This window comes from Aliisedimentitalea scapharcae, assembly GCF_045277565.1.
Taxonomy (GTDB): domain Bacteria; phylum Pseudomonadota; class Alphaproteobacteria; order Rhodobacterales; family Rhodobacteraceae; genus Aliisedimentitalea; species Aliisedimentitalea scapharcae.
Map to the genome: position 1 here is coordinate 3,007,859 of NZ_CP123584.1, position 26,456 is coordinate 3,034,314.

Consider the following 26,456-nt stretch of genomic DNA (forward strand, 5'->3'; position numbering starts at 1 on the left):
TCCGAGGCCCGAATGACCAACTCCCCCGAACCGCTCGAAGGGACGCCGCTGATTGCGCCGTCTTCTGTGCACCACCCGCTGTATGAACAGGTGGTCGAGGCCTGCCGCACGGTGTATGACCCGGAAATCCCGGTCAACATCTTTGAGCTGGGTCTGATCTATACGATTGAGATCAATGATGAAAATGACGTCAACGTCGTGATGACCCTGACCGCGCCGGGATGTCCGGTTGCTGGGGAAATGCCGGGCTGGATTCAGGACGCGATCGAGCCTGTCGCTGGTGTGAAATCAGTGGATATCGCTTTGGTTTGGGAACCGCCCTGGGGCATGGAAATGATGTCCGACGAAGCCCGCCTGGAACTGGGATTCATGTGATCGGATGGATCGGATCCCGCACGCCAGCGTCATACCGGTGACAAACTGGTGACAAACCGGCCACGGAAATCCGTATCTGGCATGTATATTTTGCTGCGGCGCGTCACTGGGACTTGAGCCTGCCCCCTTGGGCTCCTAAATTGATCCTGAACAGGAGATCAACATGTTTGGCATTCCCGGCAAACAAGCCGTCACCATCACGCCGCGCGCGGCAGCCCAGATCTGCAAGCTGATGACCAAGGGCGGCCATGCCGGGCTGCGCATTGGTGTGAAAAAAGGCGGCTGTGCCGGCATGGAATACACCATGGAATATGTCGACCAGCCAGATCCGCACGATGAGATCGTGGAACAGGACGACGCGCGGGTCATGATTGCACCGATGGCACAAATGTTCCTGTTCGGTACAGAAATCGACTATGAAGTCTCGTTGCTGGAGGCCGGGTTCAAGTTCAACAACCCCAATGTCGCAGATGCCTGCGGATGCGGGGAATCGATCAGTTTCAAGGATGTCGCGCAGGGCTGATGCCGCTGCCCATCTCCGCTCCTGCTCCCCGCTCCATTCCCATATCCGCGCAGGCGGTACTCCCGCCCGTCGTCCAGCCTCCCAAAGGAGGCTTTCCTCCCGTTGGGCGTGGCGCTGCGCATCTTGCGCAGCGCCACGCCCACAGATGCAAGGGGCATTGGCGACAGCCAATGCATCGCAGCATCCCGGGAGCGTTTCGAACACCGCGCCTGCGACATGCAATTGCGCGTGCGCGCATCGAATGTTACCAGACATCAGGACTTCAGAAAGAGGCAGGATATGCGGCGTAAACTGGCGGCTGGAAATTGGAAGATGAATGGCGAGAGCACGGCCTTGGGCGAGCTCGAAAAACTGGCCACCGCCCACTCGGCACCAGGCGTGGATATCCTGATTTGCCCGCCCGCGACCTTGTTGCATCGTGCCGCCCAAACCGTTTCGGACAGTGCGATCGCAATTGGCGGACAGGATTGCCACCCCGCCCAGTCCGGAGCGCATACCGGTGACATCAGTGCCGATATGTTGCTGGATGCCGGTGCAACAGCTGTCATTGTCGGGCATTCGGAACGCCGCGAAAATCATGATGAAGGCGATGAACACGTACGAGCCAAAGCCCGAGCTGCGATAGACGCCGGTCTGCTCGCAATCATCTGTGTTGGTGAGAGCCTGGCCGAACGAGAGGCAGCCAATACGCTCGACATTATTGCCGGTCAATTGGCTGGATCCATCCCAGATATCGTCACGGGCGAAAACCTGGTCATTGCCTATGAACCGATCTGGGCCATTGGCACTGGCAAGGTGCCTACATTGGAACAGATCGGCGAAGTGCACGATTTCATCCGCGCCCGTCTGGAACGCCGGTTCGGTACCGGAGTTGGGCGGTCCGTGCGTCTGCTCTATGGCGGGTCGGTCAAGCCTGGAAATGCTGCCGATATATTTGCCGTTTCCAATGTGGACGGTGCCTTGGTCGGTGGCGCCAGTTTGAAGGCCGGAGATTTTTCCCCAATCATTCAGGCCCTTGAAACCATCGGTGCCTGACCCCTTCGAAGGCCAGGGGCACAAGAAAATTAGATAATTTTCTTGTCAAATTTCTTTCCAAGAAATTTGCACCACCAAAAGAAAACCGCTGCCCGGGAGACCCGGACAGCGGTTTTCTTTTTGACCTCGCCTTTGATCAATGGGTTATGATCTCAGGCCCCATCACGGCGTTGGGCAACACTGTGGATAGCCAAGGCACATAGGTCACCAGGATCAGGAAGACAAACAGCACCGCCAGGAACGGCAAAGCTGCGCGCACAACACTCATCATCGGCATCCCTGCGACCCCCGACGTCACGAACAGGTTCAAACCAACCGGCGGTGTGATCATTCCGATCTCCATGTTCACCACCATGATGATGCCCAGGTGAATGGGATCAATGCCCAATTCAATGGCGATCGGAAACACCAACGGTGCGACAATGACCAACAATCCCGACGGTTCCATGAACTGACCACCGATCAACAGGATCACATTGACAATCACCAGGAACATCACCGGACCAAAGCCCGCTGACAACATCGCATTGGCAATGGTCTGCGGCACCTGTTCATCGGTCAGAACATGCTTCAGGATCAGCGCGTTGGCGATGACAAACAACAAGGTCACCGTCAGCTTGCCCGCCTCAAACAGCGTGTGTTTGGTGTCGGGGTCAAAAAATGCAGTGATCAGCGCTTTGGGCTTCTTGATCAGCGGGATCTTGGGCTGACCTTCACCATTCGAAAGCGGCCCCATGTCCTTGTAGACGAAACACGCGATCACAAAGGAATAGACAGCCGCCACAGCCGCGGCTTCGGTCGGGGTAAAGATGCCCCCATAGATCCCGCCCAGGATGATCACGATCAGGAACAATCCCCAACCGGCTTCACGCGCCGAGGTGAAGATTTCTCCCCAGCCCAACCATTCGCCTTTCGGCAGATTCTTGACCTTGGCCATGATAAAGATGGTCACCATCAACATGACACCTGCAAGCAGACCGGGGATCACGCCTGCCAGGAACATCCGGCCCACTGACACTTCGACCGCAGCCGCGTAAACAACCATCACGATCGATGGCGGGATCAGGATGCCCAATGTGCCCGCGTTACAGATGACACCAGCGGCAAATTCCTTGGAATACCCGACCTGACGCATGCCCGCGATCACGATTGACCCGATGGCCACCACGGTTGCCGGGGACGACCCGGACAGCGCCGCGAACATCATGCAGGCAAAGACCCCTGCAATGGCCAGACCGCCGGGCAGATGCCCGACACAGGCGATGGAGAACCGGATGATCCGCCGTGCCACACCACCAGTGGTCATGAACGAAGAGGCAAGGATAAAGAACGGGATCGCCAGGAGGGTAAAGTGGCCCTCGAATGCTTCGAACAATGTTCCCGCGACCGAGGCCAACGAACTGTCCGAATAGATCAGCAGAAACAGGGTCGAACTGAGCCCCAGAGCCACAGCGATCGGCACCCCGATCAGCAGGAGGCCAATCACCATTGAAAATAGGAGGACGACATCCATCAGTTTTTCCCCTCATTCTGGGACCGGATTTCCTCCAGTTCATCTTCGACTTCGTGGCTGGCCACCATGCGATCCGTTTCGCCGCGCAGGATCTGCAGGGCCACCTGGCCAAAGCGGAACACCAACAGCAGCATCGACACCGGCAGCACCAGATACGGCACCACCTTGGGCAGCTTTTCATAGGCGTCGCCATAGTTGATCAGATCTTCGAGAAACCGCAGGAAACCAACCATGGGCACGTCCTGCACCTCGTAAAAACTCTGGCTGCGGGCCTTGAGATCCAGTCCAGTCGGGAACCAGCGCCCCGAGGTGGGCGGCAGGTCTGCAAACACCGCCCAATAGTCATAGGCCCCTTTCAGCAACAGCAGCGAAAACACCAGACAGCAGGTGACTGAAATCAACGCCAATACCCGGCGCGGTCCTGGTGTCAACATGTTCAGGATCGCATCGACCCCCAGATGGGCATGGGTCTTGACCGCATAGGATGCGCCCAAAAGCACCAGCCAGGCAAACAGGAACACGGTCAGTTCCAGGGCCCACAGAATGTTTGAATTGAAGGCGAAACGCGCCACGACATTGGCGAATGTGATAATTGTCATCAGGCCGATCAGCCCGGCGATCACCGTCTCTTCGATATGATTAATAAACCCGGACGGGCCGGTTTTTGCCCCCGACATCGCACGTGTCCCCGCTTGTTGATTGTCTGGAAAAGGTGGCACCTGTCGCAGGTGCCAAAGTGCACAGAGCGCGCCCAAGTTGCGCGCTCTGTGTCATCGGCGGGTTCAGAGGCCCGCGTTGATGGCCTGAGCGGCGTCGATATTGTCCTGGCCGACATCGCCCGAGAACTGCTCCCAGACCGGGCGCATGGTATCGACCCATTCCTGGCGCTGCTCGCCGTTCAGTTGACGGATTTCACCACCGGCTTCGACGATCGACTGTTTGGCGGCTTCGTTCACAGCAGTGGATTCGGCATTCCGCACCTGGGTGACTTCGCCCAGAATGGTCAGGAACTGGTCACGTACGGCCGGATCCAGGCTGTCGAGCCAGTCAACGCTGGTCACCACTAGGTAATCAATGATGCCGTGGTTGGTTTCGGTCACGCCGTCCTGCACTTCAAAGAACTTCTTGCCGTAGATGTTGGACCAGGTGTTTTCCTGTCCATCGACAACGCCCTGCTGCAGGGCACCATAGACTTCGGAAAACGCCATTTTCTGCGGGCTGCCCCCGATGGCTTCCATCTGTGCAACCAGCACATCAGACGATTGGACCCGGAATTTCAATCCATTGGCATCCGACGGAGACACCAGCGGCTTGTTGGCCGACATCTGTTTCATGCCATTGTGCCAATAGGCCAGACCCTGCAGGCCACGGCGCTGCATGCTGTCCAGCAGGGCCTGCCCGCTGTCCGACGCCTGAAAGGCATCGACGGCATCGACGTTCTTGAACATGAATGGCAGATCGAACAGACGGAACTGCTTGGTGAATTTCTCGAATTTCGACAGGCTGGGCGCGGCCAGTTGCACATCGCCCTGCAACATGGCTTCGAGCACCTTGTTATCATTGTACAACGTCGAGTTCGGGAACACCTCCATACAGGCGGTGCCGTTCATCTCTTCGTTGATGCGGGTCTCCAACAGCGATGCTGCGATCCCTTTGGGGTGTTTGTCTGTGTTGGTAACGTGGCTGAACTTGATCACGATCTCGCCGTCATCACAGGCGGCCTGTGCGGTGCCTGCAGTGATGGTCAATGCGGTTGCGATAGCCGTAGCAGTAAGAAATTTCATGGTTGCTCCTCCCAGAAGTGTCATGGTCGTCCCCTTGCCAGGCGGCAAAGGGCCTCGCCACCAAAATCACGATTTAGCGAGAACCGCTCAAGCTTCGATCCGCATTATCCCGAAATGGATGGAAAACCATTTATTTACAGCGATCTACCGGAATCCGAAAGAAGCGGGGCACATGCATGATACCGGGCCTGTGTGAAAATCCGCACAGGTGTTTTGCAGCTTGTGCGGATTTTCGCACAGGCCACTTCCTGCCCCCGGTCTGTCAGAATCACCACATCTCGCCTTTGGCCTGGCTGTCCTTGGCCACGGGCCGCCAGGCCCAAGGCCCATGGGGCCGCATCTGTTGATGCGGCGTCGGGGTGCCGGAGGCCCCGGCGACCTGCCGCGTCAGCGCCGATAGTCCTCGGGGCGAATGCCATACCGGGCCAGCTTGTCATAAAAGGTCTTGCGCGGCAGTTTCAGCGCCTCGGCGGCCGCAGTCGCCCGACCATTCTGGCGCCCCAGAGCCGCGATCAACAACGAGCGTTCCACCTGGGCCATCTGTTCCGACAGCCCCAGATCCTGCGCCTGTCCGACTTCCTCGGGCATCCCCAGCACAAACCGCATCGCTGCCGACATCAGCGACCGTGCATTGCCCGGCCACTCCTGCGCCATCAAAGCGACCAGATGGTCGGGTGTGACTTCTGGTGTATCAATCCCTGCCTGTTCGGCGGCCTGCGCCACATAGTGGCGAAAAATCACCGGGATATCCTCGCGCCGCTCTGCCAGCGACGGGATCCGCACCCGCATCACATCCAGCCGATAAAACAGCTCGGCATGAAAACCGCCCTGTGCAACCAGCTCGGACAGATCCGTGGTGGTACCGGCAATAACCCGGGTGCCCGCCCCCCGCTCCAGTCGCTCCAACACCGTGTATTGCGTCGCCGTTGGCATTGCCGAAACATCGTCCAGAAACACCGACCCGCCCGCGCCTTCCTCACACAGGGCGGCAAACCCCTTGTCCGTCATCCCTGCCGCAGAGCGTTTGACAAACGGCCCCTGCCCCACGGGCGACATCAGATGAACCACCTCTGCCACCTTTGAAATACCGCTGCCCGAGGGGCCGATCACCAAAACCTCTGCCCCGGTCGGGGCGACGCTGCGCACCCGCGCCCGCAGGTCATCGGCCTGTTGCGAAACCCCGAACAACAGCCGCGCCGCCGGATCCCCGCTTTCCAGCTGACGTTTCAACTGGCGGTTTTCCAACACCAGCGACCGGGTCTTGAGCGCGCGTTCCAGAACCGCCAACAGATCCGCAGACGCGCAGGGTTTTTCCAGAAAATCAAACGCCCCCTGCCCCATGGCCCGCACCGCCATCGGAATGTCGCCCTCGCCGGTCAACAGGATCACCGGCAGCTCTGCATCCTGAGCATGGGCATACTCCAGCAAATGGAACCCGTCCCGCCCCGGCATCCGGATATCGGACACGATCACCCCGTCAAACCCCGACGTGATCAAATCCTTGGCCGCCACAAACGACCCGCTGGTGATCGCTTCCAGATCGGCCAATTCCAGCGTCTGGCCCAATGCCTCGCGGATATCGGCGTCATCATCCACCACCAGAACCTTGCGCGTCATGCGGCTTTCTCCTCGGACCAGTATTCCAATTCGACGGTGAACACCGCCCCGCCTCCGGGCGCGTTTACGCCGCCAATCTTGCCGCCAAAGCTTTGCACCAACCCATAAGAGATCGACAGCCCCAAACCCATGCCTTCCGATGATCCCACCGCCCGCGTCGTATAGAACGGCTCAAAGATCTTCTCCGGATCGGCAATACCGGGACCCGTGTCGCGCACGGTCACGCTCAGCCGGTCACCCGTGTCCAGTGTCACGCTGATGCGTTTGTCCGCCCGCCCCACCATGGCGTCGGCGGCATTGTTGATCAGATTGACAAACACCTGCACCAGACGCACATCGCCGCCCCAGGCAAACACCGGGCCCATTGGCGGTGTCCACTCCAGCGTCACCGCGTCACTGCGCAGCCGCGCTTCGGTCAATTCCGTGGCTGTGGCAATCACCTGCACCAGATCCACCTTGCCCATGGGTTCGCTTTCATTTCGGGCAAAGGCACGCAGGTTTTTAATAATCCGCGCCATCCGTGCGGCCATTTCGGATATCCGCCCCAGATTTTCGCCTGCCTTGCCGGTCTTGCCCCGCTGCATGAACGCCATGCCATTGTCTGCAAACTGTTGAATTGCCATCAACGGCTGGTTCAGCTCATGGCTGATCCCGGCCGACATTTGACCCAACGCGCTCAATTTGCCCGCCTGGACCAATTCGGCCTGGGCCTGTTTCAGGGCGGCTTCGGCCTCCCTGCGTTCGCCAATCTCGCGGCGCAGCTGTTCGTTGGCCACCGACAGGGCCCGTGTGCGCTCATGCACTCTCCCCTCCAGCGCGGCATTGACCTCGGCCAATGCCCGGCGTCGCTCCGTGGTCATGTATAACATCGCACCAAAGGCCAGAAACACAGCGCCCAGCGCGGCAGCCTGCAACCAGGCGATCCGACGCGCCGGCGCAACATCGACCAGGATTTCGCCCACCATGCCGATCACCGGCAGATCGACCGCCTGATGCAACCCGGTCCGGGGCAGATAGGGTCCCCACCCGAGCTGCCAGATCTCATGCCCTCCAACACGCCAAGCGCGAAATTCCGGGGGCTCACCATCACCGGGAACCAATCCCCCTCCTGCCTGCGGGCGGTGCCAAAACAGCAATTCCGACCGGTTCGAGATGAACACTTCGTTCCGGTCATCGGTAAAAAACACGGCAGGCAACGACCCACGCCATGTCTGTTCCACGTCTTCGACATCCGCCGTCACAACCACAACGCCGCGCACCGCGCCGTCCGGTTCAAACACCGGCGACGCATAGACATAGGCGCGCCGACCCGGCGACCCAAAGATCCCGTGTTCGCTCCCCAGTGCCCCGTGCATCGCCCGTTGGAACGCAATGGATCGCGACACATCCGCCCCTGACACCTGTTGCGCGGCGACCAGAACCCGCCCCTGCGCGTTGGCAAACGCCACATCCAGCGCGCCGGTCTTGTCCGCAACTTCCACCAACAGGGCCTGCGCCGTTGCACGCCGGGCCACATCGTCTTGCAGGCCTTGCAGGCCCGGATGATCCGCCATCAAAACGGCCAGTTCCTGATACACCTGCAACTGGGTCGACAACCGGTCACTGGCCAGCGCCAGATCCGCCTCGGCCTGCAACGCCAGTTGATCCAGCGCCTGGCGATACCCATAGGACCAGACAGCGCCGGTTATGCCCGCCATGATCAGGGCGAACCCCAGAACGATCCATCGTCTATGCCATCGAAAATCAGTCATGGATCGAACCGTACCAAAGCCGCCCTTGCATTGACCAGTGCGTCCGCGCAAATGTCGCGCCATGAAAACCATACGCCAATCCCCGCTTGATCCTGAATTCGTCCAGAATCCCTATCCGTTCTATGCGGCGACACGGGCGCAGGGGGGACTGCAGTTTTGGGAAGATTACGGGATGCCGGCCGCCTTCAAACATGCCGCCGTGCATGTTTTGTTGCGGGACCGGCGGCTGGGGCGCGAAGTTCCGCCCGAACTCAGACAAGCTGCCCCCGATCACCTCAAACCGTTCTATGACGTCGAAGACCACTCGATGCTCGAACTGGAGCCTCCCAGCCACACACGATTGCGCAAACTGGTGCTGCGTGCCTTTACCTCGCGCGAAGTCGAAGCGCTGAAGCCGGGGCTCGAATCCCTGTGCCACCAGTTGATAGATCAATTTTCTGATGCCCCCTTTGATCTGCTGGATGCCTATTGCGTTCAGATCCCCGTCATCGCCGTCTGCCGCCTCTTGGGCGTGCCCGAAACCATGGCCCCGCAGGTTCTGGAGTGGTCGCACGCCATGGTGGCGATGTATCAGGCGCGCCGCTCTGAGGCGATCGAACACCAGGCCGGACAGGCGGCAGCGGCATTTTCCGGCTATTTGCGCGACTATATTGAACAGCGTCGCACAGACCCGCGCGATGACCTGATCACCCGCCTGATCGCAGCCACAGAAGACGGTGACCGGTTGTCCACGGACGAATTGATCTCGACCTGCATCCTGCTGCTGAATGCCGGGCACGAGGCGTCGGTTCATGGCTTGGGCAATGGCGTCAAAACCCTTCTGGAACATGGTCCGGACCCGGTCTGGCTGACCCCCGAAGCAATAGAGAACACGGTCGAGGAAATCCTGCGCTTTGATCCGCCCCTGCATATGTTCACCCGCTATGCCTATGAGGACGTCGACATCTTTGGCCACACGTTGAAACGCGGCGATCAGGTGGCTCTGCTGCTGGGCGCGGCCAATCGCGACCCGGCCGTCTGCGACGATCCGGATGACTTTGACCCGACCCGCCGCGCCAAAACCAATGTTGCCTTTGGTGGCGGATTGCATTTTTGTGTCGGGGCACCGCTGGCCCGTCTCGAACTGCAGGTCGCCCTGCCGATCCTGTTTGACCGCTGCCCCGGTCTGCGTCTCGCCGCCGCCCCCCGTTACAGCAACACCTATCACTTTCACGGACTGTCCCGGCTGATGGTTTCAACCACATAATTCTTGGGCGGTGCCTCGGTGCAGCTTGAACAACAGCATGCGCAAGCACACCGCTGGGTCGCGCCCGCCTCTTGGGTCTCGGGGCAGCCTCGGCAGGGTCAGGCTTCGATGGGCAGCATGGTTGTGGATTTGATTTCCTCCATCGACAACAACGCGGTGACATTATGCACCCGCACCTCGGAAATCAGCGCCTGATAGAATTTGTCATAGGCCCGCGCGTTCTGCACCCGCACCTTGAGGATATAGTCGATATCCCCCGCCAACCGGTGTGCTTCCTGGACCTCGGGTCGGTCACGCAACGCTTTGAGAAACCGCGACTGCCAATCCGCCTCATGTTCCGATGTTCGGATCAGAACAAAGAAACAGGCCTCGAATCCCAACGCCTCGGCATCCAGCACCACAGTCTGCTGTCCAATCACCCCGCCATCGCGCAATTTGCGGATTCTGTTCCACACCGGGGTCTTGGAAGACCCCACCTGTTTGGCGATTTCGTCCAGCGATTGCCCCGCATCGCGTTGCAGCTCCGCCAAAATTTTCCGATCCGTGGCGTCGATCCGTACCGTCATTCTCGTATTCCTCAGTTTTCAGGACCAACCCATCCGATTTTCCAATCACCTGGAACAATCATCCTTATTTGGATCGGCATATAGCGATTTGGTGGGAATATTTCCTATATAGTACCGCAAGTCAAACACAGGAATCGGAGCATGGCCATGACCGCCACAGGAACAGACATTTCGACAACCGCGCCGACCCGGGCCGGATTGTCCTGTCTGTGTGCCGGTCAGGTCGCGTTTGTCGGCTCTGGCCCCGGTGATCCGGATCTGCTGACCGTCAAGGCGCTGCGCGCGCTTCAGGACGCGGATGTGATCCTGTTTGATCGTCTGGTCAGCGACGAGATCCTGGCCCTGGCCGGACCGGACGCGGCGTTGGAAAATGTCGGCAAGGAGGGGTTTGGCCCCCAGATCAGCCAGGACGACATCTGTGCCCGCCTGGTGGTTCATGCCCTGGCCGGCAAAAAGGTCGTGCGTCTGAAGTCGGGCGACCCCACCATCTTTGGCCGTCTGGACGAAGAGCTCACCGCGGTCGAAGCCGCCGGGATCGGGTTCACGATCGTGCCCGGCATCACCGCCGCATCGGCTGCCGTGGCCGGGATTGGTCAAAGCCTGACCCAACGTGGGCGCAATTCATCCGTGCGGTTCCTGACCGGCCATGATGTCCAGGGCTTTGCCGATCACGATTGGGTCGCGCTGGCGCGTCCGGGCGCAGTTGCCGCCATCTACATGGGCAAGAAATCCGCCCGCTTCGTTCAGGGCCGCCTGATCATGCATGGCGGTGATCGCACCACGCCTGTGACCGTGATCGAAAACGCATCTCGCCGCGATCAGCGGGTGCTCGAGACAACCCTGGGCCATCTGGCCAACGATCTCGCCGAGGCCCGCTTTGACGGTCCGGCGCTCACTTTTCTGGGACTGGCCCCACGCGCAAGCGTCGCCGCCCTCACCGATCTCAAGATGGAGCTTGCATAATGGCCCGCGCATTCACCCCAAAAGTCGTCACCGCCAACGATCTGATCGAAGGCGATGTGATCTATATGACGGCCGATGACAGCTGGACCCGCAATCTGGCCGAGGCCGAATTGATCACTGACGAAGCCGATGCACAGATCCGTCTGCTGGACGCGCAACGTCAGGCCGTGCGCGTCGTTGGTGCCTATCTGGCCGATGCCAAACCGGGGCTGAACGGCCCGGAACCCACCCACTTCCGCGAAGATTTCCGCCGCACCGGCCCTTCGAACTACGCCCACGGCAAGCAGGAGGCGCAAGCCAATGTATAAGTACAACGACTTTGACAGCGCCTTTCTGGCCGAACGCAACGCTCAGTTCCGGGCCCAGGTCGCACGCCGCATCGACGGCTCGCTCACCGAGGACGAATTCAAACCCCTGCGCCTGATGAACGGCCTGTATCTGCAGCTGCACGCCTACATGCTGCGGGTCGCGATCCCCTATGGCACCCTGAATTCGGCCCAGATGCGCCAGCTGGCGCTGCTGGCCGAAAAATGGGACAAGGGGTATGGCCATTTCACCACCCGTCAGAACATCCAGTACAACTGGCCCAAACTGACAGATGTCCCGGACATGCTGGACGCGCTGGCCGACGTCGAACTGCACGCCATCCAGACGTCGGGCAACACGATCCGCAACACCACTGCCGATCATTTCGCCGGGGCTGCTGCCGATGAAATCGAAGACCCCCGCCCGATTGCCGAGCTGATCCGCCAGTGGTCCACCGACCACCCGGAATATCAGTTCATGGGGCGCAAGTTCAAAATCGCCGTCTCCGGTGGTGAAAAGGACCGCGCCGTGACCAAGGCGCACGACCTGGCGGTGCGCGTTGTGCGCAATGACGCCGGTGAAATCGGCTATCAGATCCTGATCGGTGGCGGGTTGGGTCGTACCCCGATGATCGGTCAGGTGCTGCGCGACTTCCTGCCGCGCGAACAGCTGCTGCCCTATATCGAAACCGTGGTTTCGGTCTGGAACCAAATCGGGCGGCGCGACAACAAATACAAGGCCCGGATCAAGATCACCGTGCACGAATTGGGTCTCGAAACCATCCGCGCCAAGGTCGAAGAACGCTTTGCGCTGATCCTGCCCACCTATAGTGGCGCGGACCAAGAGCTGTTTGCTGAAATCAGCGCGCATTTCACACCGCCGGAATTCCGCAAGGGGTCAACCGATGCCTATTCCTGGGCCTATGACGCCGATCCGGTGTTCCGGTCCTGGGCGGACACCAACCTAAGCGAGCACCGCGACGCCGATCATGCGATCGTCACCATTTCGATCAAGGCCCACGGTCAGACTCCGGGTGATGCATCCGCCGATCAGATGCGGGTGATGGCCGATCTGGCCGAACAATACGGCTATGACGAATTGCGCATCAGCCACGAACAGAACGTGATCCTGCCGCATGTGCATAAATCGGACCTGCCGGCGATTCATGCCACGCTCAAAGAACACGGGCTGGGCACGGCCAACATCGGCCTGATCAGCGACATCATCGCCTGCCCCGGCATGGACTACTGTGCCCTGGCAACCGCACGCGCCATTCCCGTGGCCCAGCAGATCGCGCTCCGGTTTGACGAATTGAAGCTCGAGCATGACATCGGGCATCTCCAGATCAAGATCTCGGGCTGCATCAACGCCTGTGGTCACCACCATGTAGGCCACATCGGCATTCTGGGGCTGGATCGCGCCGGCGTGGAAAACTACCAGATCACCCTGGGCGGCGACGCCACCGAAAACGCGGCCATTGGCACGCGCACCGGTCCCGGCTTTGCCTATGATCAGATCGTTCCGGCGATCGAACGCATCGTCTATGCCTATCTGGATCTGCGCGACAACGCCGACGAAACCTTTCTGGAAACCTATACCCGCGTTGGGATGGATCCGTTCAAGACAGCCCTCTATCCAGAAACCCAGAAGAAAGTGGCGTGAACACGATGGTATTGATCCAGGATCACATCGCAGCGCCCGATCCGCAGCGCCCGGACGATCCGGCGCTGGTCCAGAAGGTGGCCGAGCTGAACGACAGGTTCCGCCACCATTCCGCCACCTCGGTGATGCAGGGGGCGTTGGAACATGCGGGCCATGTGGCGCTGGTGTCCAGCTTTGGGGCGGAATCGGTGGTGCTGTTGCATATGGCAGCGGTCGTTGACCAGATGACCCCGGTCCTGTTCATCGACACCCAGTTGCTGTTCACCGAAACGCTGATCTACCAACAGGACGTCAGCGAACGTCTGGGGTTGCGGAACGTTCAGGTCATCACCGCCGACGATATCGCCCAAAAGGACCCTTATGGGGCATTGCGGCTCAGCGATACCGACGCCTGCTGTGCCCTGCGCAAGACCGCGCCGCTGCAAAACGCGCTGAACGGGTTTGACGGCTGGATCACCGGACGCAAACGGTTTCAGGCCGGCACCCGCGCCACGCTGGACTTCTTTGAGGTCGAAGAAGGCAACACTGGCCGGATCAAGGTCAACCCGCTGGCCCATTGGGCCCCCGAAGACGTGCGTGCCTATATGGAAGAAAACCGCCTGCCCCGTCACCCTCTGGTGGCCCAGGGGTATCCCTCGATCGGCTGTGCCCCCTGCACATCTCCGGTCAAGGAAGGCGAAGACCCCCGCGCCGGGCGTTGGCGCAACCAGAACAAGGTCGAATGCGGCATTCATTTCGTGAATGGCAAACCCGTCCGCACAGGAGCAGATCAATGACTGTACTCGTAACTGATACGGGCTTTGGCCCGGATACCTGGAAAGGTGACTTTGACGCCGCCAACGCGCTGGACCTGACCTCGGATGCAGACCCGGCCCAGGTTGTCGGCCAGCTGGATGGCGTCGATATGGTCCGAGTGGCCTTTCCGTCGTTTGCCGATGGCCGCGGTTTTACCATCGCGCGCCAGCTGCGCCTGGCTGGCTATCAGGGTCGCCTGCGTGCCCAGGGCCACGTGATTTCCGATCAATATGCCATGGCGCGCCGCTCCGGCTTTGACGAAGTCGAGATCAGCGATGATCTGGCCACCCGCCAGCCCGAAGATCAGTGGCTGGCGCGCGCCAATTGGCAGGACCACAACTATCAGGCGCGCCTGCGCGGCCGCGCCGCCAAATAGACCACCGCTCACCGGGACTTGCCCACTCCCCCCGCGCAAACCTGGTTCCCCTGCGTCAGTAGGGAACCGGGTTTGCGCAATTGGTGCTTTCCCTGACCTATGTCAAAGATTAATCTGAGGTGCCGGTTATTCAGACTGGCAGATGCAACCGATGAACGAGATTACGCCCGTGACCGAAGCCGCAACAGACGTCAAACCCGTCAAAGCCGTTCCCACCCTGCCCGATGCACAGACCGTGACAGAGGTACAGCATTACACGGACCGGCTGTTCCGGTTTCGCTGCACGCGGCCTGCGTCGCTGCGTTTTCGGTCCGGTGAATTCGTGATGATCGGCCTGATGGGCGACCCCGACCCGAAAACAGGCAAGCAAAAACCGCTGCTGCGCGCCTATTCCATCGCCTCGCCCAGCTGGGACGAGGAAATGGAGTTCTATTCGATCAAGGTCGAAGACGGCCCGCTGACCTCGAAATTGCAGCACATCAAGGTCGGCGACGAAGTCATCCTGCGCCCCAAACCTGTCGGCACCCTGGTGCATGACGCGCTGATCCCGGGCAAACGTCTGTGGTTCTTTGCCACCGGCACCGGCTTTGCCCCCTTTGCCTCGCTGCTGCGCGAACCGCAGACCTACGAGGATTACGACGAGGTCATCATCACCCACACCTGCCGCACCGTGGGCGAGCTGACCTATGGCCGCGAGCTGATCGAAGGGCTGAAGGAAGACGAGCTGCTGAACGAAGTCATCGGCGAAGGCTTCTGGAAGAAGATCAAATACTATCCCACCACCACCCGCGAAGAGAGCCCCAAGATGGGCCGGATCACCGATCTGATCAACTCGGGCGAAGCCTACAAGGATCTGGGCGTGGCCCCGCTGTGCCCCGACAATGATCGCGCCATGATCTGTGGCAACCTGGCGTTCAATCTCGAACTCAAGGCCATGCTCGAAGCTGCCGGTCTCGAAGAAGGTGCCAATTCCAAACCCGCGCAATATGTTGTGGAAAAGGCGTTTCTGGACTGATCCCGATCACATCCCACCACACCAGGCCGCGCTTTGTCCAAAGCGCGGCTTTTTGTTTTGGTTCCGGGCGCTTTGACGCTTGCCCCGCCCACTGGGATGAATTCGCGCTCCCGACACCGCTTCGGCGCGCAAATACGGGGCTTTGGGCAATATGTCTGCTTGAATTACCCAACTCGGGGCTCCATACCCGCTATATCACTTGAATCACCTGTCCGGGGGCGATACCTTCCGGGCACTTTCATGTAATGACAGAAGGATAACAGTCATAGCCCGCAGACCTCACAATGCGCCGCCGCAACGCGACACCGGCCCGCGCACGAACGAAAAAATCCGCGCCTCCGAAATCCGCCTGATTGGTGCGGACGGAGACAACGTCGGAGTTGTTCACCCCGCTAAAGCTATGCAACTGGCCGAAGAGGCCGGACTGGATCTGGTTGAAATCTCGCCCAATGCCAACCCGCCCGTGTGCAAGATCATGGACTATGGCAAGTTCAAATATGAACAACAAAAGCGCGAGAGCGAAGCACGTAAAAAGCAGAAGATCATCGAGGTCAAGGAAGTCAAATTCCGGCCCAATACCGATACGCACGACTACGAAGTCAAGATGCGCAACGTCTTCAAATTCCTTGAAGGCGGGGACAAGGTGAAGGTCACTCTGCGGTTCCGGGGGCGCGAAATGGCGCACCAGAACCTGGGTCGCGAGCTGTTGGAACGGGTTGCCGAAGACATCAAGGAAATCGGCAAGATCGAAAACATGCCCAAAATGGAAGGCCGTCAGATGATTATGATGATCGGCCCGCTGCCGGCAAAATAACCCGGTGCCCGCTTTGGGGCTGACTATTTGCGCCCCCTCCGCTTGATTGCGGTGGGGGCGTAGTTATTTTGATGCCAGTTGGTTGACGCAGGAAAGAGGGATTGGTCCTATGTGGGAAGAACGGTATTCGGCCGCGGAAGATTATGTTTTTGGAACGGCTCCTGCCCTGTTTCTCACGGATCATGCAGACTATTTGAAACCCGGCCTGTCGGCCCTGGCCGTTGCTGACGGCGAGGGGCGAAATTCGGTCTATATGGCCGAACGGGGGCTGACCGTCACCGCATTGGAATTCGCCCCGACCGCCATCGCCCGCGCCCGCACCCTGGCCGCCGAGCGCAATGTCTCTGTCGATTTTCAGCAGTCCGACATCCTGCGGCGCGATTGGGAGGCGGACGCCTATGATCTGGTGGTTGGCGTCTTTATCCAGTTCGTCGGCCCCGATGATCGCAAGACCCAGTTTGACGGCATGAAACACAGCACCAAACCCGGCGGTTTGATCCTTCTGCACGGCTATACGCCCAAACAGCTCGAATTTGGCACAGGCGGCCCCCCGTTTGGCGAAAACATGTACACCGAAGACCAACTGCGCGCAGATTTCAGCGACTGGGAGATCCTCGAATGCCGCGCCTATGAACGCGAAGTTCAGGAAGGGCGCGGCCATTCCGGCATGTCAGCCCTGATTGACCTGGTCGCCCAAAAACCGGGCTGACGCCACCAGGCTCGCCCAACTGTACCGCTGATCCTGACGGCCACGGGCCTATGGATGATCCGGGGGCGTTTGACCTGGCTTTCTGCGGGTGGTGTGGCGCAGCCGATGGTGCGCGACGCCGCCGCATTTGGCCCTGCTGTGCCCGCCTCACATGCCTGCATCACAGATGTGCCGATCACGATCCAAATAGGACGCCAATGATCTTCGGATACCCCACCCTCTGTGTCGCACAGCGTCTTTTGGCCGGTCACGCCACGACCTTGCGACATCCCTGATCCCTGACAGTGCAGGCGACCCGACCGATCTCTCGACACACACGCACAGGCCCCGACGCAGGATACTGGAACCTGTGTCGGGGCCTGTGTCGGGGCCTGTGTCTGAACCTGTGTCTGAGCCTCTCGGTGCGTAACCGGGATTACCCTGCAGCAGCGACCGCGCGTTTGGTCAGCACCGCAACCAGATGCGCGCGATACGCTTTGGACCCATGCAGATCCCCGATCATGGCATCACTGTCCACTGACAACCCATCCAAAGCATCCGCCGAGAAATTGGCGCTCAGCGCCGCTTCGGCCTCGCCCCAACGAAAGACCCCATCTTCGGATGCACCGGTGACCGCAACCCGCACACCGTCCCCATATCTGGCCACAAACACACCAACCAGCGCAAATCGGGACGCGGGCTGTTCGAACTTCTGATAATTCGCAGCCTCAGGAACCGGGAAACTGACAGACGTCACAATCTCTCCCTCTTCCAGCGCGGTTTCAAACAGACCCCGAAAATAGTCATCCGCTGCAATTTCCCGCGCATTGGTGACAATGGTTGCCCCGGATGCCAGCGCCGCCGCCGGATAACAGGCCGACGGGTCATTGTTGGCCAGCGATCCGCCAATGGTGCCACGGTTGCGCACGGCCGGATCCCCGATATTGCCCGCCAGATCGGCAAGTGCCGCATATTGCGCCCCGGCCTCGGCCGCAACGACCGCATGAGGGGTTGCTCCCCCGATGACAACCGACCCACCGCGATGGGCCACGCCTTTCATCTCGTCAATTCCGCTCAGCGACACCAGCTTTGCCGGGCTGGCCAGCCGCTGCTTCAGGGTGGGGATCAATGTCTGTCCCCCGCCCAGCGCCTGCGCGTCCTCACTGCCCAGCGCGGCCACCGCATCGGCGATAGTGGCGGGTTTCTCAAACTCGAAATTATACATTTCGTCCTTCCTTTCCTTCCGAAGAGAACGGGTCCGCCTCTTCATCTGGCCAAAAATATCCCAGGGGGTCTGGGGGACTGGTCCCCCAGCCTTGGATTGGGCGGGGCAACGCCCTGCCCCCCTCAACTCAGCCCTGCATAGCCTCCCAAACACGGCCCGGCGACATCGGCATATCGATGTGGTCCACCTTGTGACCGCCCGACTGCAAGGCATCGATCACCGCATTGACCACCGCAGGCGGCGATCCGATGGCCCCGGCCTCGCCACAGCCCTTGACGCCCAAGGGATTGTGGGTGCACGGCGTCTGGCTGGAATGATCCACCGTATAGAATGGCACATCATCGGCCCGCGGCATCGCGTAATCCATGTAGGAGGCGCTCAGCAGTTGACCGTTTTCGTCATAGACACAGTTTTCCAACAACGCCTGACCAATCCCCTGGCCAATGCCACCATGCACCTGGCCGTCGACGACCATCGGGTTGATGATATTGCCAAAATCATCCGCTGCCGCAAACCGTTCCACCGTCACCTTGCCGGTATCGGGGTCCACTTCGACCTCGCAGGCATAGGCCCCGGCGGGGAAGGTAAAGTTGGCCGGGTCATAAAACGCGGTCTCCTCCAGCCCCGGTTCGATATCTTCCAACGGGAAGTTATGCGGCACATAAGCGGTCAGGGTGACATCCCCCCAGGCCACCGATTTATCGGTGCCCGCAACGGTGAACTGACCATCCTTCAGCTCGATGTCCGCGTCGGACGCTTCCAGCAGATGCGCGGCGATCTTCTTGGCCTTGTTGATGATCTTTTCGGTTGCCCGCACCATGGCCGATCCACAGACCGCAAGCGAGCGCGATCCATAAGTGCCCATGCCAAACGGGATTTTTGACGTGTCGCCATGGACGATCTCGATCTGGCTTTCGTCAATGCCGATCATTTCGGCCACCACCTGGGGGAATGTAGTCTCATGCCCCTGCCCGTGGCTGTGGGCCCCGACCATGACGCTGATCGATCCGGTGGCGTTCACCCGCACCGTTGCCGCATCATACAGCCCCGCCCGTGCGCCCAGCATACCAACGATGTTGGACGGCGCGATACCGCAGGCTTCGATATAGCAATTGATGCCCAGGCCCCGCAGCTTGCCGTTTTTGGCGCTCGCGGCGCGACGCGCATCGAACCCGGCAAAATCGGCTGCCACTTCCAGCTTGTCCATGGTGCCATTGTAATCGCCAGTGTCATAGGTCAGCGCAACGGGCGTGTCATAGGGGAACTGGGTGACAAAATTCTGCCGCCGCAGCGCCACCGGATCCGCTCCCAGTTCGCGTGCGGCCTTGTCGATCAGCCGTTCAATCTGGAACGTCGCCTCGGGGCGTCCGGCACCACGATAGGCATCAACCGGCACCGTGGTGGTGAACACCGCCTTGACGTTCACCTGAACGCAGGGGGTTGTATAGTTCCCTGCCATCAACGTGCCATGCAGCCATGTCGGCACCGAAGACGAGAACGTCGACAGATAGGCCCCCATATTGGCCATTGTATCCGTGCGCAGCGCGGTAAAGTTGTTGTCCGCGTCCAGCGCCAGTTGGATCTTGGTCACGTGATCGCGCCCCTGCGCATCCGACATAAAGGCCTCAGAGCGCGACGCGGTCCATTTGACGGGGCGGTTGATCGCCTTGGCGGCAAAGGTCACCGCCGCTTCTTCGGCATAGTGGAAGATTTTGGTGCCAAAACCACCGCCCACATCCGGAGCCACGACACGCACCTTGTGTTCGGGCAGCCCGAGGACAAAGGCGCACATCAGCAACCGGATCACATGCGGGTTCTGGCTGGTGGTATAAAGTGTATGTTCGTCCGTGCCCCGACTGTAATCGCCAACGGCCACCCGCGGCTCCATCGGGTTGGCCACAAGGCGCTGGTTCACCAGCTCCAGCGTGGTGACATGGGCCGCATCGTCAAACGCCTTTTGCACCACGTCATTGTCGGTCTCCCCCAGCACCCAATCATAACACAGGTTCGAGGTCAGATCGTCGTGCACCTTGGTGGCACCATCGGCCAGCGCAGCGGCCATATTGACCACGGCCGGCAATTCGTCCAGATCCAGGTCGATGGCCTCGGCCGCATCGCGGGCCTGCTCCAGGCTGTCGGCAATGACCATGGCAATCGGATCGCCCACATGGCGCACCTTGCCCTGGGCCAGGATCGGATGGGCCGGTTCCTGCATGACCTCGCCATTGCGGTCGGTCACCTGCCAACCACAGGGGATGCCACCCACCCCTTCGAAATCGGCGCCGGTCAGGATCTTGACCACACCGGGCATGGCGGCGGCTGCCGCTGTATCAACCCCGTTGATCGTCGCATGCGCCACATCCGAGCGCAGGAAATACGCATAGGCCTGGCCGTTTACGTTAATGTCGTCTGTGTAATTACCTTCTCCGGTCAAAAACCGGACGTCCTCGCGCCGCTTCGGGCTGGCGCCGATGCCACTGTCCTTGGGCATGTTATTCTCCTCCCTGGGTGCGGTGCGTGCAAGCACACACCCTACAATCTACCTGAGTATTCAAATCCGGTACGCGCCACTCCCGTGCGTCACCGTAGGGTGCGTGCTGGCACGCACCATTGCAGATCACTCAGCTGCGAGCGCGCTGACATCCTGACCTGATGCGGCCATGATCGCCTTGACGATATTGTGGTAGCCGGTACAGCGACACAGATTGCCTTCCAGGTAATCCCGGATTTCCGCTTCGGACGGCTTGGGGTTATCCTTGAGCAGCGCAGCCGCGCTCATCACCATCCCCGGCGTACAGAACCCGCATTGCAGACCATGATGATCCTGAAATGCCTGCTGAATGGTGTTCAGCGTTCCATCCGCAGCGCTTTGCCCTTCGATGGTGGCCACATCCGCACCGTCGGCTTCCGCGGCCAGCATGGTACAGCTTTTCACCGCTTCGCCGTTCACATGCACCACGCAAGCACCACATTGGCTCGTGTCACAGCCCACATGCGTTCCGGTCAAACCCAGCGCGTCGCGCAGAAACGACGACAGCAACGTGCGCCCTTCAACATCTCCCTGCGCAGGCTTTCCGTTCACGGTCATTGAGACCTGAGTCATGAGATCCTCCCCTTGGGTTTCTTTATTATCAGAAGGAAGTTAAGCACGCGGTCCCAAGCTTGAGAACCGCCATAATGTGCTGCAATCGCACAGCTTTCTGCTGCAATGCGGAAACTCGATCTCAGATTTTCACATAATTCTTTGATAAAATTCAACAAAAGCCCGCCTCCCGCCATGCTGCAACCCAACAGAACATATCGGCGACGTGACGTCTGTTTCTCAGCCTTGCGCGCCCGGAAATCCAACCACAGTCCCGGGCTGGCCAGCCGTCACCGACCAAAGCCAAAGATCATCCGGTTGCATCTCGCGGCTGGGGGCGGGTCGGGATTTCCTTGAGCAATCCACCGACCCCCATCGCCGCGATATCTGCGCCCGTGACGTCGACCCCACACACCACCCGCTCCAGCACCCAATCCGCGCCATTCAGCGCAGGCGAGCGCGCACAGCCCGGCAGGCCAATCACCGGCCGGTCGCCCAGATGTCCCAGAAACAGCAAATTGCCCGGGTCCACCGGCATTCCGAACCGTGTCACGGTGCCCCCCGCCAAACGCACAGCTTGCGGCGCCACATCCAAAGGATCCGAGGTCGCCGATCCGGTAAGAATCAGGATCACCTCGCCCGGTGCTTGCTGCACGGCCTCTGCCAGCACATCTTGTGCGTGTCGCACGACGACCCGATCGCTCAGCGTCATTCCCATACGATGCAACCGTCCGGCCATGGCCTTGCGTCCCTTGTCCGACGGAGGCTCAGACGAGGTCACGGTTTCAATCAGCGTTGCGTTGGCAAAAACCGGCGCAATCACGCCAATTGCACCCTCTGCTCCGGCCTTGGCCCGCCGCAGCGCATCGCCCGGAACCGCATAGGAAATGATCTTGATTGTCGCGATCATCCCCCCCGCATCGACGCGATGGTAGTTTGGCACTGTGGCGATGGTGATCATCGGGTCCACTGCATTGACGGCCTCCAGGCGCGCCCGATCCAGCTGGACCACCCCACATCGGTCAGCAAACAGGTTGACCCGGCCCGTCCCTGCCCGCGAAATCCGGATGTTCTGTGCCGCCGGCTCCGGCACCAATGCGCGGGCCAGGATTTCGGCGGCCTGATTTTCTGCCAGATCACCGTCTTCCAACCGTGCCACCGTGATCCGTGCATGGCCATGAGCCGCCAGATCCACCACATGGGCCGCATCCAGAACCGTCCCCTTGGGTATGCGATACGCGCCTTCCTCACCGGACCGGCTGGCCTGCATCGAATGGGCCAGAACCGCTCCCACAGCTTCGCTGGTTGGAACCGCGCCAAATTTCATGTGACTTTCCCGCGCAAAACCGCTGTCATCTCGCCCAATATGGACAGGGCGATTTCCGCCGGGCCTGCGGCACCGATATCCAGACCGACAGGACCGTGTATGCGGTCAATCTGCGCCTGCGAAAACCCGGCGTCCTGCATCCGGGTGACGCGTTTGGCATGGGTGCGCTTGGACCCCAGCGCACCGATATAAAAACAGTCAGACCCCAACCCCGCCTCCAGCGCCGGATCGTCCAGCTTTGGGTCATGGGTCAGCAACACGATCGCAGTGCGGGCATCCAACCCCACCTGTGCCACGGCGTCATCCGGCCAATCCAGCAGGATGGTTTCACCCGGGAACCGATCGGAGGATCCAAACGCCTCGCGCGGGTCGATCAGTACCGGATCATAGCCCGCAATCCGCGCCATCGGCACCAATGCCTGCGCGATATGCACCGCCCCCACCACGATCAGGCGCAGCGGCGGGTTATGCACCGCGACAAATGTCTCGTCGTCGTCCTCCATGCCCGACCGGTCCATGCGCATCCGGTCCGTATGGGCCCCATGCAACAGACGCCGGGTGCCATCGCGCAGGTTCACCTCATAGGCCAACGGCGTGCGCGCCGCGCGGGCGGTTACCAGTTCTTCCAACAAATCCAACGGCATGGCGCTGCCAACCGGTTCGACCAACACCCGAATGGTGCCACCACAGGCCAACCCCACAGCAAAGGCATCTTCGTCGCTGACCCCGAATTCCAGCATCCGATGTTCACCGTCTTCCAGCGCCTCCAGCGCCTCGACCACCACCGCGCCCTCGACACATCCACCCGACACCGATCCTTCGATCCGCCCATCACCGCCCACCACCAATTGCGATCCGACCCGGCGCGGCGCGCTGCCCCAGGTCTGAACCACCGTGGCCAGCGCCGCCTTGGTTCCCGCGCGATGCCAGTCCAGCGCAATTTCAGGGGCATTTTCAAATCGGGCTTGGGTCATTGCGTGTTCTCTTTTTTCGCCAACAGAGCATCTGACAAAACTTGTCGCAATCGCGCCGGGTTTCAAGCCGCAAAGCGACCCGGCGGGAACACGAAAACGCCGGGTCGCTGCTGCATGGCCCGCACGCCCGGGCCATGACGGAGAGTTGCCGCTCTCCGATCTGATGGGATTATTCGGCCGGTTGCGCCCCGGCCTTTTGCCCTGTCAACCGCTCTGGCAAGGCAAAGGCCAGAGCCACAAACCCCAATCCCAGCACCAGTCCCAGAACATCGCCGGGCAAGGCGGTCACACCGTCAAATTTGGACCCCGGGACGGTGCCCAATGTCACCTTGCCACCCCAGATTTTGTCCAGAAGGCCGCTGGCCTTCCAGCTGGGATAGGTCACCATATAGGCTGCCGCCCCCAGCAATCCGCCGGCAATGAAAAACAGCGCGTCCTTGCGCCCGGATGCCGCAGCAACCACGCCAGTGCCCGGGCAAAATCCCGATACGGCCCAGCCCGCGCCCAACATCAAACCGCCCAGAAACACGCCGACATAGGCGGTTTTGACCGACATGTGGCCCACATCGACCAGCCCCAGCATCTGACCACCAAACATCAACACCGACCCGGTGCCAATCGCCAACAGGATGGATTTCGCCAAATTCAGGTTGGTCAGGTTCAGCATCTTGCCGATCAAGGTCGGGTTCGACGCCCCCACCCGGTCCAGCGCCGCACCAAAGGCCAACCCCAAAACGATCGCGAGAAGAATTGAACTCATGACTTACACCTCCCGTTTGAACAGAATGAGCGATACCGGCACCGCCGCGCCAAAGGCGCCCAGCGCAAAAAGATACCCCGACATCGACGTCTGCATCATCCCCGACATCATGTGACCCGAAGTGCACCCCCCGGCCAGCCGCGCGCCATACAGCACGATGAACCCGCCCAGAAACGCGGCCATATTGCGTTTGATCCGACTGTCGCCAAAATTGGCCCGCCACAGCGCGGGCATGCTCCGTTCCGCGGCGTCCAGCCCACCACGCGCCATCACCGACAGGAACCCGCCCACCGCCATGGCAACCACAAAGACAAAGCTGTAGTTCAGCGGATTGGCGACGTTCTTGGCGTATTTGCCACCCGATTTGGCCAGATAGGCATTCGAGGAGGTGTATCCGTCCTCCACCTGGGTCACCATATCCGGGTTCACGGCATCCCCCAGAATTCCATTCAAAATGACAAATTGGGTCGACACACCAATCGGTTTCACCAGCAGCACGGCCAGGAAAAAGACCAGCCCCAGCAGCAGACCCCCTGCTTTCCAGTTGAGCGGCATGAGATTTCCTTTGCAAGAGTTACATTCCTTATTCAGAATATATAACACATTCCAAATTTAGAATGATATAGATCAAACTCCAAAAATCCCGGCACCGACGCTACGTCTTGTGCTTCTTTCTGGTGAAAAATACCTCGGGGGTCCGGTGGGGGGGGCGGAGGGGTCTCTGGGGGCAGCGCCCCCGGCGATCAACCCTGGCTCAGCCCTGGCTCAGCCACGATTGCCCCCTAGGACATCATCCGCAACAGCCGCGCCTTTTCGCCCACGTCATCGGAACGCGATATCACCTCGGCCAACTCTTCGAGCGAGGCGATGGAATGACCCGCGCGAAAACTGTCCACATGTGGCAGCATGGCGCGAATGCCCTGGGCTTTGGGGGCAAACCCGTCCCAGCGCAACAGCGGATTCAGCCAGATCAGACGCCGCGCCGACAGGGTCAGACGCTGCATTTCCCGGCTCAGCGCGTCAGGGTCATCGCGGTCCAGCCCGTCGGTGATCAACAGCACAACCGCCCCCCGCCCCATCACCCGGCGCGACCAGTCGCGGTTAAAGCTGTGCAGGCATTGCCCGATCCGTGTGCCGCCTTCCCAATCCTGTGCTTCTGCTCCGGCGGCGGCCAATGCGGCATCCACATCCCTCTGACGCAGGTGGCGGGTGATATTGGTCAGCCGTGTGCCAAAGGTAAACGCATGGACCTTGGCCCAACCGGCACCTTTGGCGTTCGAAACGGCATGGAGAAAATGCAGTATCACCCGGCTATATTGGCTCATCGATCCGGAGATATCGCAAAGAACAACCAGATTGGGCCAACGTTCTCGCGGGGTGGCACGGGCCATGTCGCGCAATTCACCGCCCTGGCGCAGGGACTGGCGCAGGGTCCGGTGCCAATCCGGATGTTGCCCCAGCAGGGCCACCTGACGCCGGCGCGATTTGATCGGCTTCACCGGCAACTGCAGCTGCGCCAGCATCCGCTTGGCGCGGGCAACCTCTTCGGTGCTCATCTGTTCGAAATCGAGACTGCGCAGACGCTCTTCGGCCGAAATGGTCATCGAAGCATCCACTTCGATCTCGGTTCCGTCTTCCTCTTCCTCGCCTGCCGGGGCCTCCTCGGGGCGGATGCCATCCAACAGCGCCTCGGCGGCCCGTTTTTCGCCGGGATCAGCGGCGCGCTCTTCCTGCACCCCGCGAATGGCGGGCAACATCGCCGCCATCATATGTTCCAGATACTGCGGGTTGCGCCAATACAGCCGAAACACCTGCGCAAAGACCGTGCGATGCTCGGGTTTGGACACGAAACAGGCGTGCAGCGCCCAATAAAAATCATCCCGAGAGGTGAACCCGGCGGCGGCCACGGCCCCGATCGCGTCGATCACCCGACCCGGCCCAATGGGCAGTCCCGCCTTGCGCAGCGCGCGGGCGAAATGGGTGATATTCTGGGCCAGCTTGGGCTCATCCGGCAGGGTCAGTTCGGGGTATTCAGGCATCGGACGCCTCATGGGGGCTC

General features: G+C 60.3%; 26 protein-coding genes. 12 read left to right on the forward strand and 14 right to left on the reverse strand.

From position 1 onward, the window contains the following. Window positions 1-12: 12 nt before the first annotated feature. The 3 genes from QEZ52_RS14060 (at window position 13) to tpiA (ending at window position 1,933) form a co-directional block, all read left to right on the forward strand. Window positions 13-375, forward strand: a complete 363-nt coding sequence (locus QEZ52_RS14060; protein WP_406645020.1) for a DUF59 domain-containing protein — start codon at window positions 13-15, stop codon at window positions 373-375. Window positions 376-538: 163 nt separating this feature from the next. Continuing rightward, window positions 539-898 carry an iron-sulfur cluster assembly accessory protein gene (locus QEZ52_RS14065; RefSeq protein ID WP_406645021.1) on the forward strand — a complete coding sequence of 120 codons (360 nt, stop codon included), beginning with the start codon at window positions 539-541 and terminating at the stop codon, window positions 896-898. A 279-nt stretch (window positions 899-1,177) separates the two neighbouring features. Further along, the gene (gene tpiA, locus QEZ52_RS14070) at window positions 1,178-1,933 is read left to right on the forward strand and encodes a triose-phosphate isomerase (protein ID WP_406645023.1); all 756 of its coding nucleotides are present in this window, start codon (window positions 1,178-1,180) and stop codon (window positions 1,931-1,933) included. A gap of 136 nt (window positions 1,934-2,069) precedes the next feature. Here the strand turns inward: tpiA and QEZ52_RS14075 are convergent, their stop codons facing one another. The 5 genes from QEZ52_RS14075 to QEZ52_RS14095 all read right to left on the reverse strand — a co-directional run bounded on the left by QEZ52_RS14075 (window position 2,070) and on the right by QEZ52_RS14095 (window position 8,598). Further along, window positions 2,070-3,446: a TRAP transporter large permease gene (locus QEZ52_RS14075; protein WP_406645024.1), complete on the reverse strand. Its 1,377-nt coding sequence runs from the start codon at window positions 3,444-3,446 to the stop codon at window positions 2,070-2,072. Continuing rightward, a complete protein-coding gene (locus QEZ52_RS14080) occupies window positions 3,446-4,123 on the reverse strand; it encodes a TRAP transporter small permease (protein WP_406645026.1) in 678 nt (225 codons plus the stop codon). Before QEZ52_RS14080 ends, QEZ52_RS14075 begins: the two co-directional genes overlap by 1 nt. Window positions 4,124-4,228: 105 nt before the next feature. Then, window positions 4,229-5,230, reverse strand: coding sequence for a DctP family TRAP transporter solute-binding subunit (locus tag QEZ52_RS14085; protein ID WP_406645027.1), 1,002 nt, complete (start codon window positions 5,228-5,230; stop codon window positions 4,229-4,231). A gap of 387 nt (window positions 5,231-5,617) precedes the next feature. Beyond that, window positions 5,618-6,847, reverse strand: coding sequence for a sigma-54 dependent transcriptional regulator (locus tag QEZ52_RS14090; RefSeq protein ID WP_406645029.1), 1,230 nt, complete (start codon window positions 6,845-6,847; stop codon window positions 5,618-5,620). Next, entirely contained in the window at window positions 6,844-8,598 is a 1,755-nt protein-coding gene (locus QEZ52_RS14095; protein WP_406645031.1) for an ATP-binding protein, read from the reverse strand. The genes QEZ52_RS14090 and QEZ52_RS14095 overlap by 4 nt, the downstream gene beginning before the upstream one ends. A gap of 61 nt (window positions 8,599-8,659) precedes the next feature. Here QEZ52_RS14095 and QEZ52_RS14100 point away from each other — a divergent pair, with 61 nt between their 5' ends. Continuing rightward, window positions 8,660-9,844: a cytochrome P450 gene (locus QEZ52_RS14100; RefSeq protein WP_406645032.1), complete on the forward strand. Its 1,185-nt coding sequence runs from the start codon at window positions 8,660-8,662 to the stop codon at window positions 9,842-9,844. Window positions 9,845-9,942: 98 nt separating this feature from the next. Here the strand turns inward: QEZ52_RS14100 and QEZ52_RS14105 are convergent, their stop codons facing one another. Further along, window positions 9,943-10,410 (reverse strand): Lrp/AsnC family transcriptional regulator, encoded by a 468-nt coding sequence (locus QEZ52_RS14105; protein ID WP_406645035.1) that lies wholly within the window; start codon window positions 10,408-10,410, stop codon window positions 9,943-9,945. Window positions 10,411-10,557: 147 nt separating this feature from the next. Between QEZ52_RS14105 and cobA the strand changes: the two genes are divergently transcribed. From cobA to QEZ52_RS14145, 8 genes are all read left to right on the forward strand, one after another. Continuing rightward, window positions 10,558-11,373 carry a uroporphyrinogen-III C-methyltransferase gene (gene cobA, locus QEZ52_RS14110; RefSeq protein ID WP_406650491.1) on the forward strand — a complete coding sequence of 272 codons (816 nt, stop codon included), beginning with the start codon at window positions 10,558-10,560 and terminating at the stop codon, window positions 11,371-11,373. Next, window positions 11,373-11,681, forward strand: coding sequence for a DUF2849 domain-containing protein (locus QEZ52_RS14115; RefSeq protein ID WP_406645036.1), 309 nt, complete (start codon window positions 11,373-11,375; stop codon window positions 11,679-11,681). The genes cobA and QEZ52_RS14115 overlap by 1 nt, the downstream gene beginning before the upstream one ends. Further along, complete coding sequence (locus QEZ52_RS14120; RefSeq protein ID WP_406645037.1) at window positions 11,674-13,341, forward strand: nitrite/sulfite reductase; 1,668 nt, start codon at window positions 11,674-11,676, stop codon at window positions 13,339-13,341. The genes QEZ52_RS14115 and QEZ52_RS14120 overlap by 8 nt, the downstream gene beginning before the upstream one ends. A gap of 5 nt (window positions 13,342-13,346) precedes the next feature. Beyond that, window positions 13,347-14,117, forward strand: a complete 771-nt coding sequence (locus QEZ52_RS14125; protein WP_406650493.1) for a phosphoadenylyl-sulfate reductase — start codon at window positions 13,347-13,349, stop codon at window positions 14,115-14,117. Beyond that, entirely contained in the window at window positions 14,114-14,512 is a 399-nt protein-coding gene (locus tag QEZ52_RS14130; RefSeq protein ID WP_406645038.1) for a DUF934 domain-containing protein, read from the forward strand. Before QEZ52_RS14125 ends, QEZ52_RS14130 begins: the two co-directional genes overlap by 4 nt. 151 nt (window positions 14,513-14,663) lie before the next feature. Further along, window positions 14,664-15,527 carry a ferredoxin--NADP reductase gene (locus QEZ52_RS14135; RefSeq protein ID WP_406645039.1) on the forward strand — a complete coding sequence of 288 codons (864 nt, stop codon included), beginning with the start codon at window positions 14,664-14,666 and terminating at the stop codon, window positions 15,525-15,527. A gap of 265 nt (window positions 15,528-15,792) precedes the next feature. Further along, entirely contained in the window at window positions 15,793-16,341 is a 549-nt protein-coding gene (infC, locus tag QEZ52_RS14140) for a translation initiation factor IF-3 (RefSeq protein ID WP_406650496.1), read from the forward strand. A 109-nt stretch (window positions 16,342-16,450) separates the two neighbouring features. Further along, complete coding sequence (locus QEZ52_RS14145; protein WP_406645040.1) at window positions 16,451-17,050, forward strand: SAM-dependent methyltransferase; 600 nt, start codon at window positions 16,451-16,453, stop codon at window positions 17,048-17,050. 415 nt (window positions 17,051-17,465) lie between these two features. Here the strand turns inward: QEZ52_RS14145 and QEZ52_RS14150 are convergent, their stop codons facing one another. The 8 genes from QEZ52_RS14150 to QEZ52_RS14185 form a co-directional block, all read right to left on the reverse strand. After that, complete coding sequence (locus QEZ52_RS14150) at window positions 17,466-18,254, reverse strand: xanthine dehydrogenase family protein subunit M (RefSeq protein WP_406645041.1); 789 nt, start codon at window positions 18,252-18,254, stop codon at window positions 17,466-17,468. 127 nt (window positions 18,255-18,381) lie between these two features. Continuing rightward, window positions 18,382-20,745, reverse strand: a complete 2,364-nt coding sequence (locus QEZ52_RS14155; RefSeq protein WP_406645043.1) for a xanthine dehydrogenase family protein molybdopterin-binding subunit — start codon at window positions 20,743-20,745, stop codon at window positions 18,382-18,384. 126 nt (window positions 20,746-20,871) lie between these two features. Then, the gene (locus QEZ52_RS14160) at window positions 20,872-21,357 is read right to left on the reverse strand and encodes a (2Fe-2S)-binding protein (RefSeq protein WP_406645044.1); all 486 of its coding nucleotides are present in this window, start codon (window positions 21,355-21,357) and stop codon (window positions 20,872-20,874) included. Window positions 21,358-21,646: 289 nt separating this feature from the next. After that, entirely contained in the window at window positions 21,647-22,663 is a 1,017-nt protein-coding gene (locus QEZ52_RS14165) for a molybdopterin-binding protein (protein WP_406645045.1), read from the reverse strand. Continuing rightward, entirely contained in the window at window positions 22,660-23,637 is a 978-nt protein-coding gene (locus tag QEZ52_RS14170; RefSeq protein WP_406645046.1) for an XdhC family protein, read from the reverse strand. The genes QEZ52_RS14165 and QEZ52_RS14170 overlap by 4 nt, the downstream gene beginning before the upstream one ends. A 169-nt stretch (window positions 23,638-23,806) precedes the next feature. Then, a complete protein-coding gene (locus QEZ52_RS14175; RefSeq protein ID WP_406645047.1) occupies window positions 23,807-24,397 on the reverse strand; it encodes a YeeE/YedE thiosulfate transporter family protein in 591 nt (196 codons plus the stop codon). A 3-nt stretch (window positions 24,398-24,400) separates the two neighbouring features. Next, the gene (locus tag QEZ52_RS14180; protein WP_406645048.1) at window positions 24,401-24,952 is read right to left on the reverse strand and encodes a YeeE/YedE thiosulfate transporter family protein; all 552 of its coding nucleotides are present in this window, start codon (window positions 24,950-24,952) and stop codon (window positions 24,401-24,403) included. Between the two features lie 227 nt (window positions 24,953-25,179). Next, window positions 25,180-26,436: a VWA domain-containing protein gene (locus tag QEZ52_RS14185; protein ID WP_406645049.1), complete on the reverse strand. Its 1,257-nt coding sequence runs from the start codon at window positions 26,434-26,436 to the stop codon at window positions 25,180-25,182. Window positions 26,437-26,456: the final 20 nt, after the last annotated feature.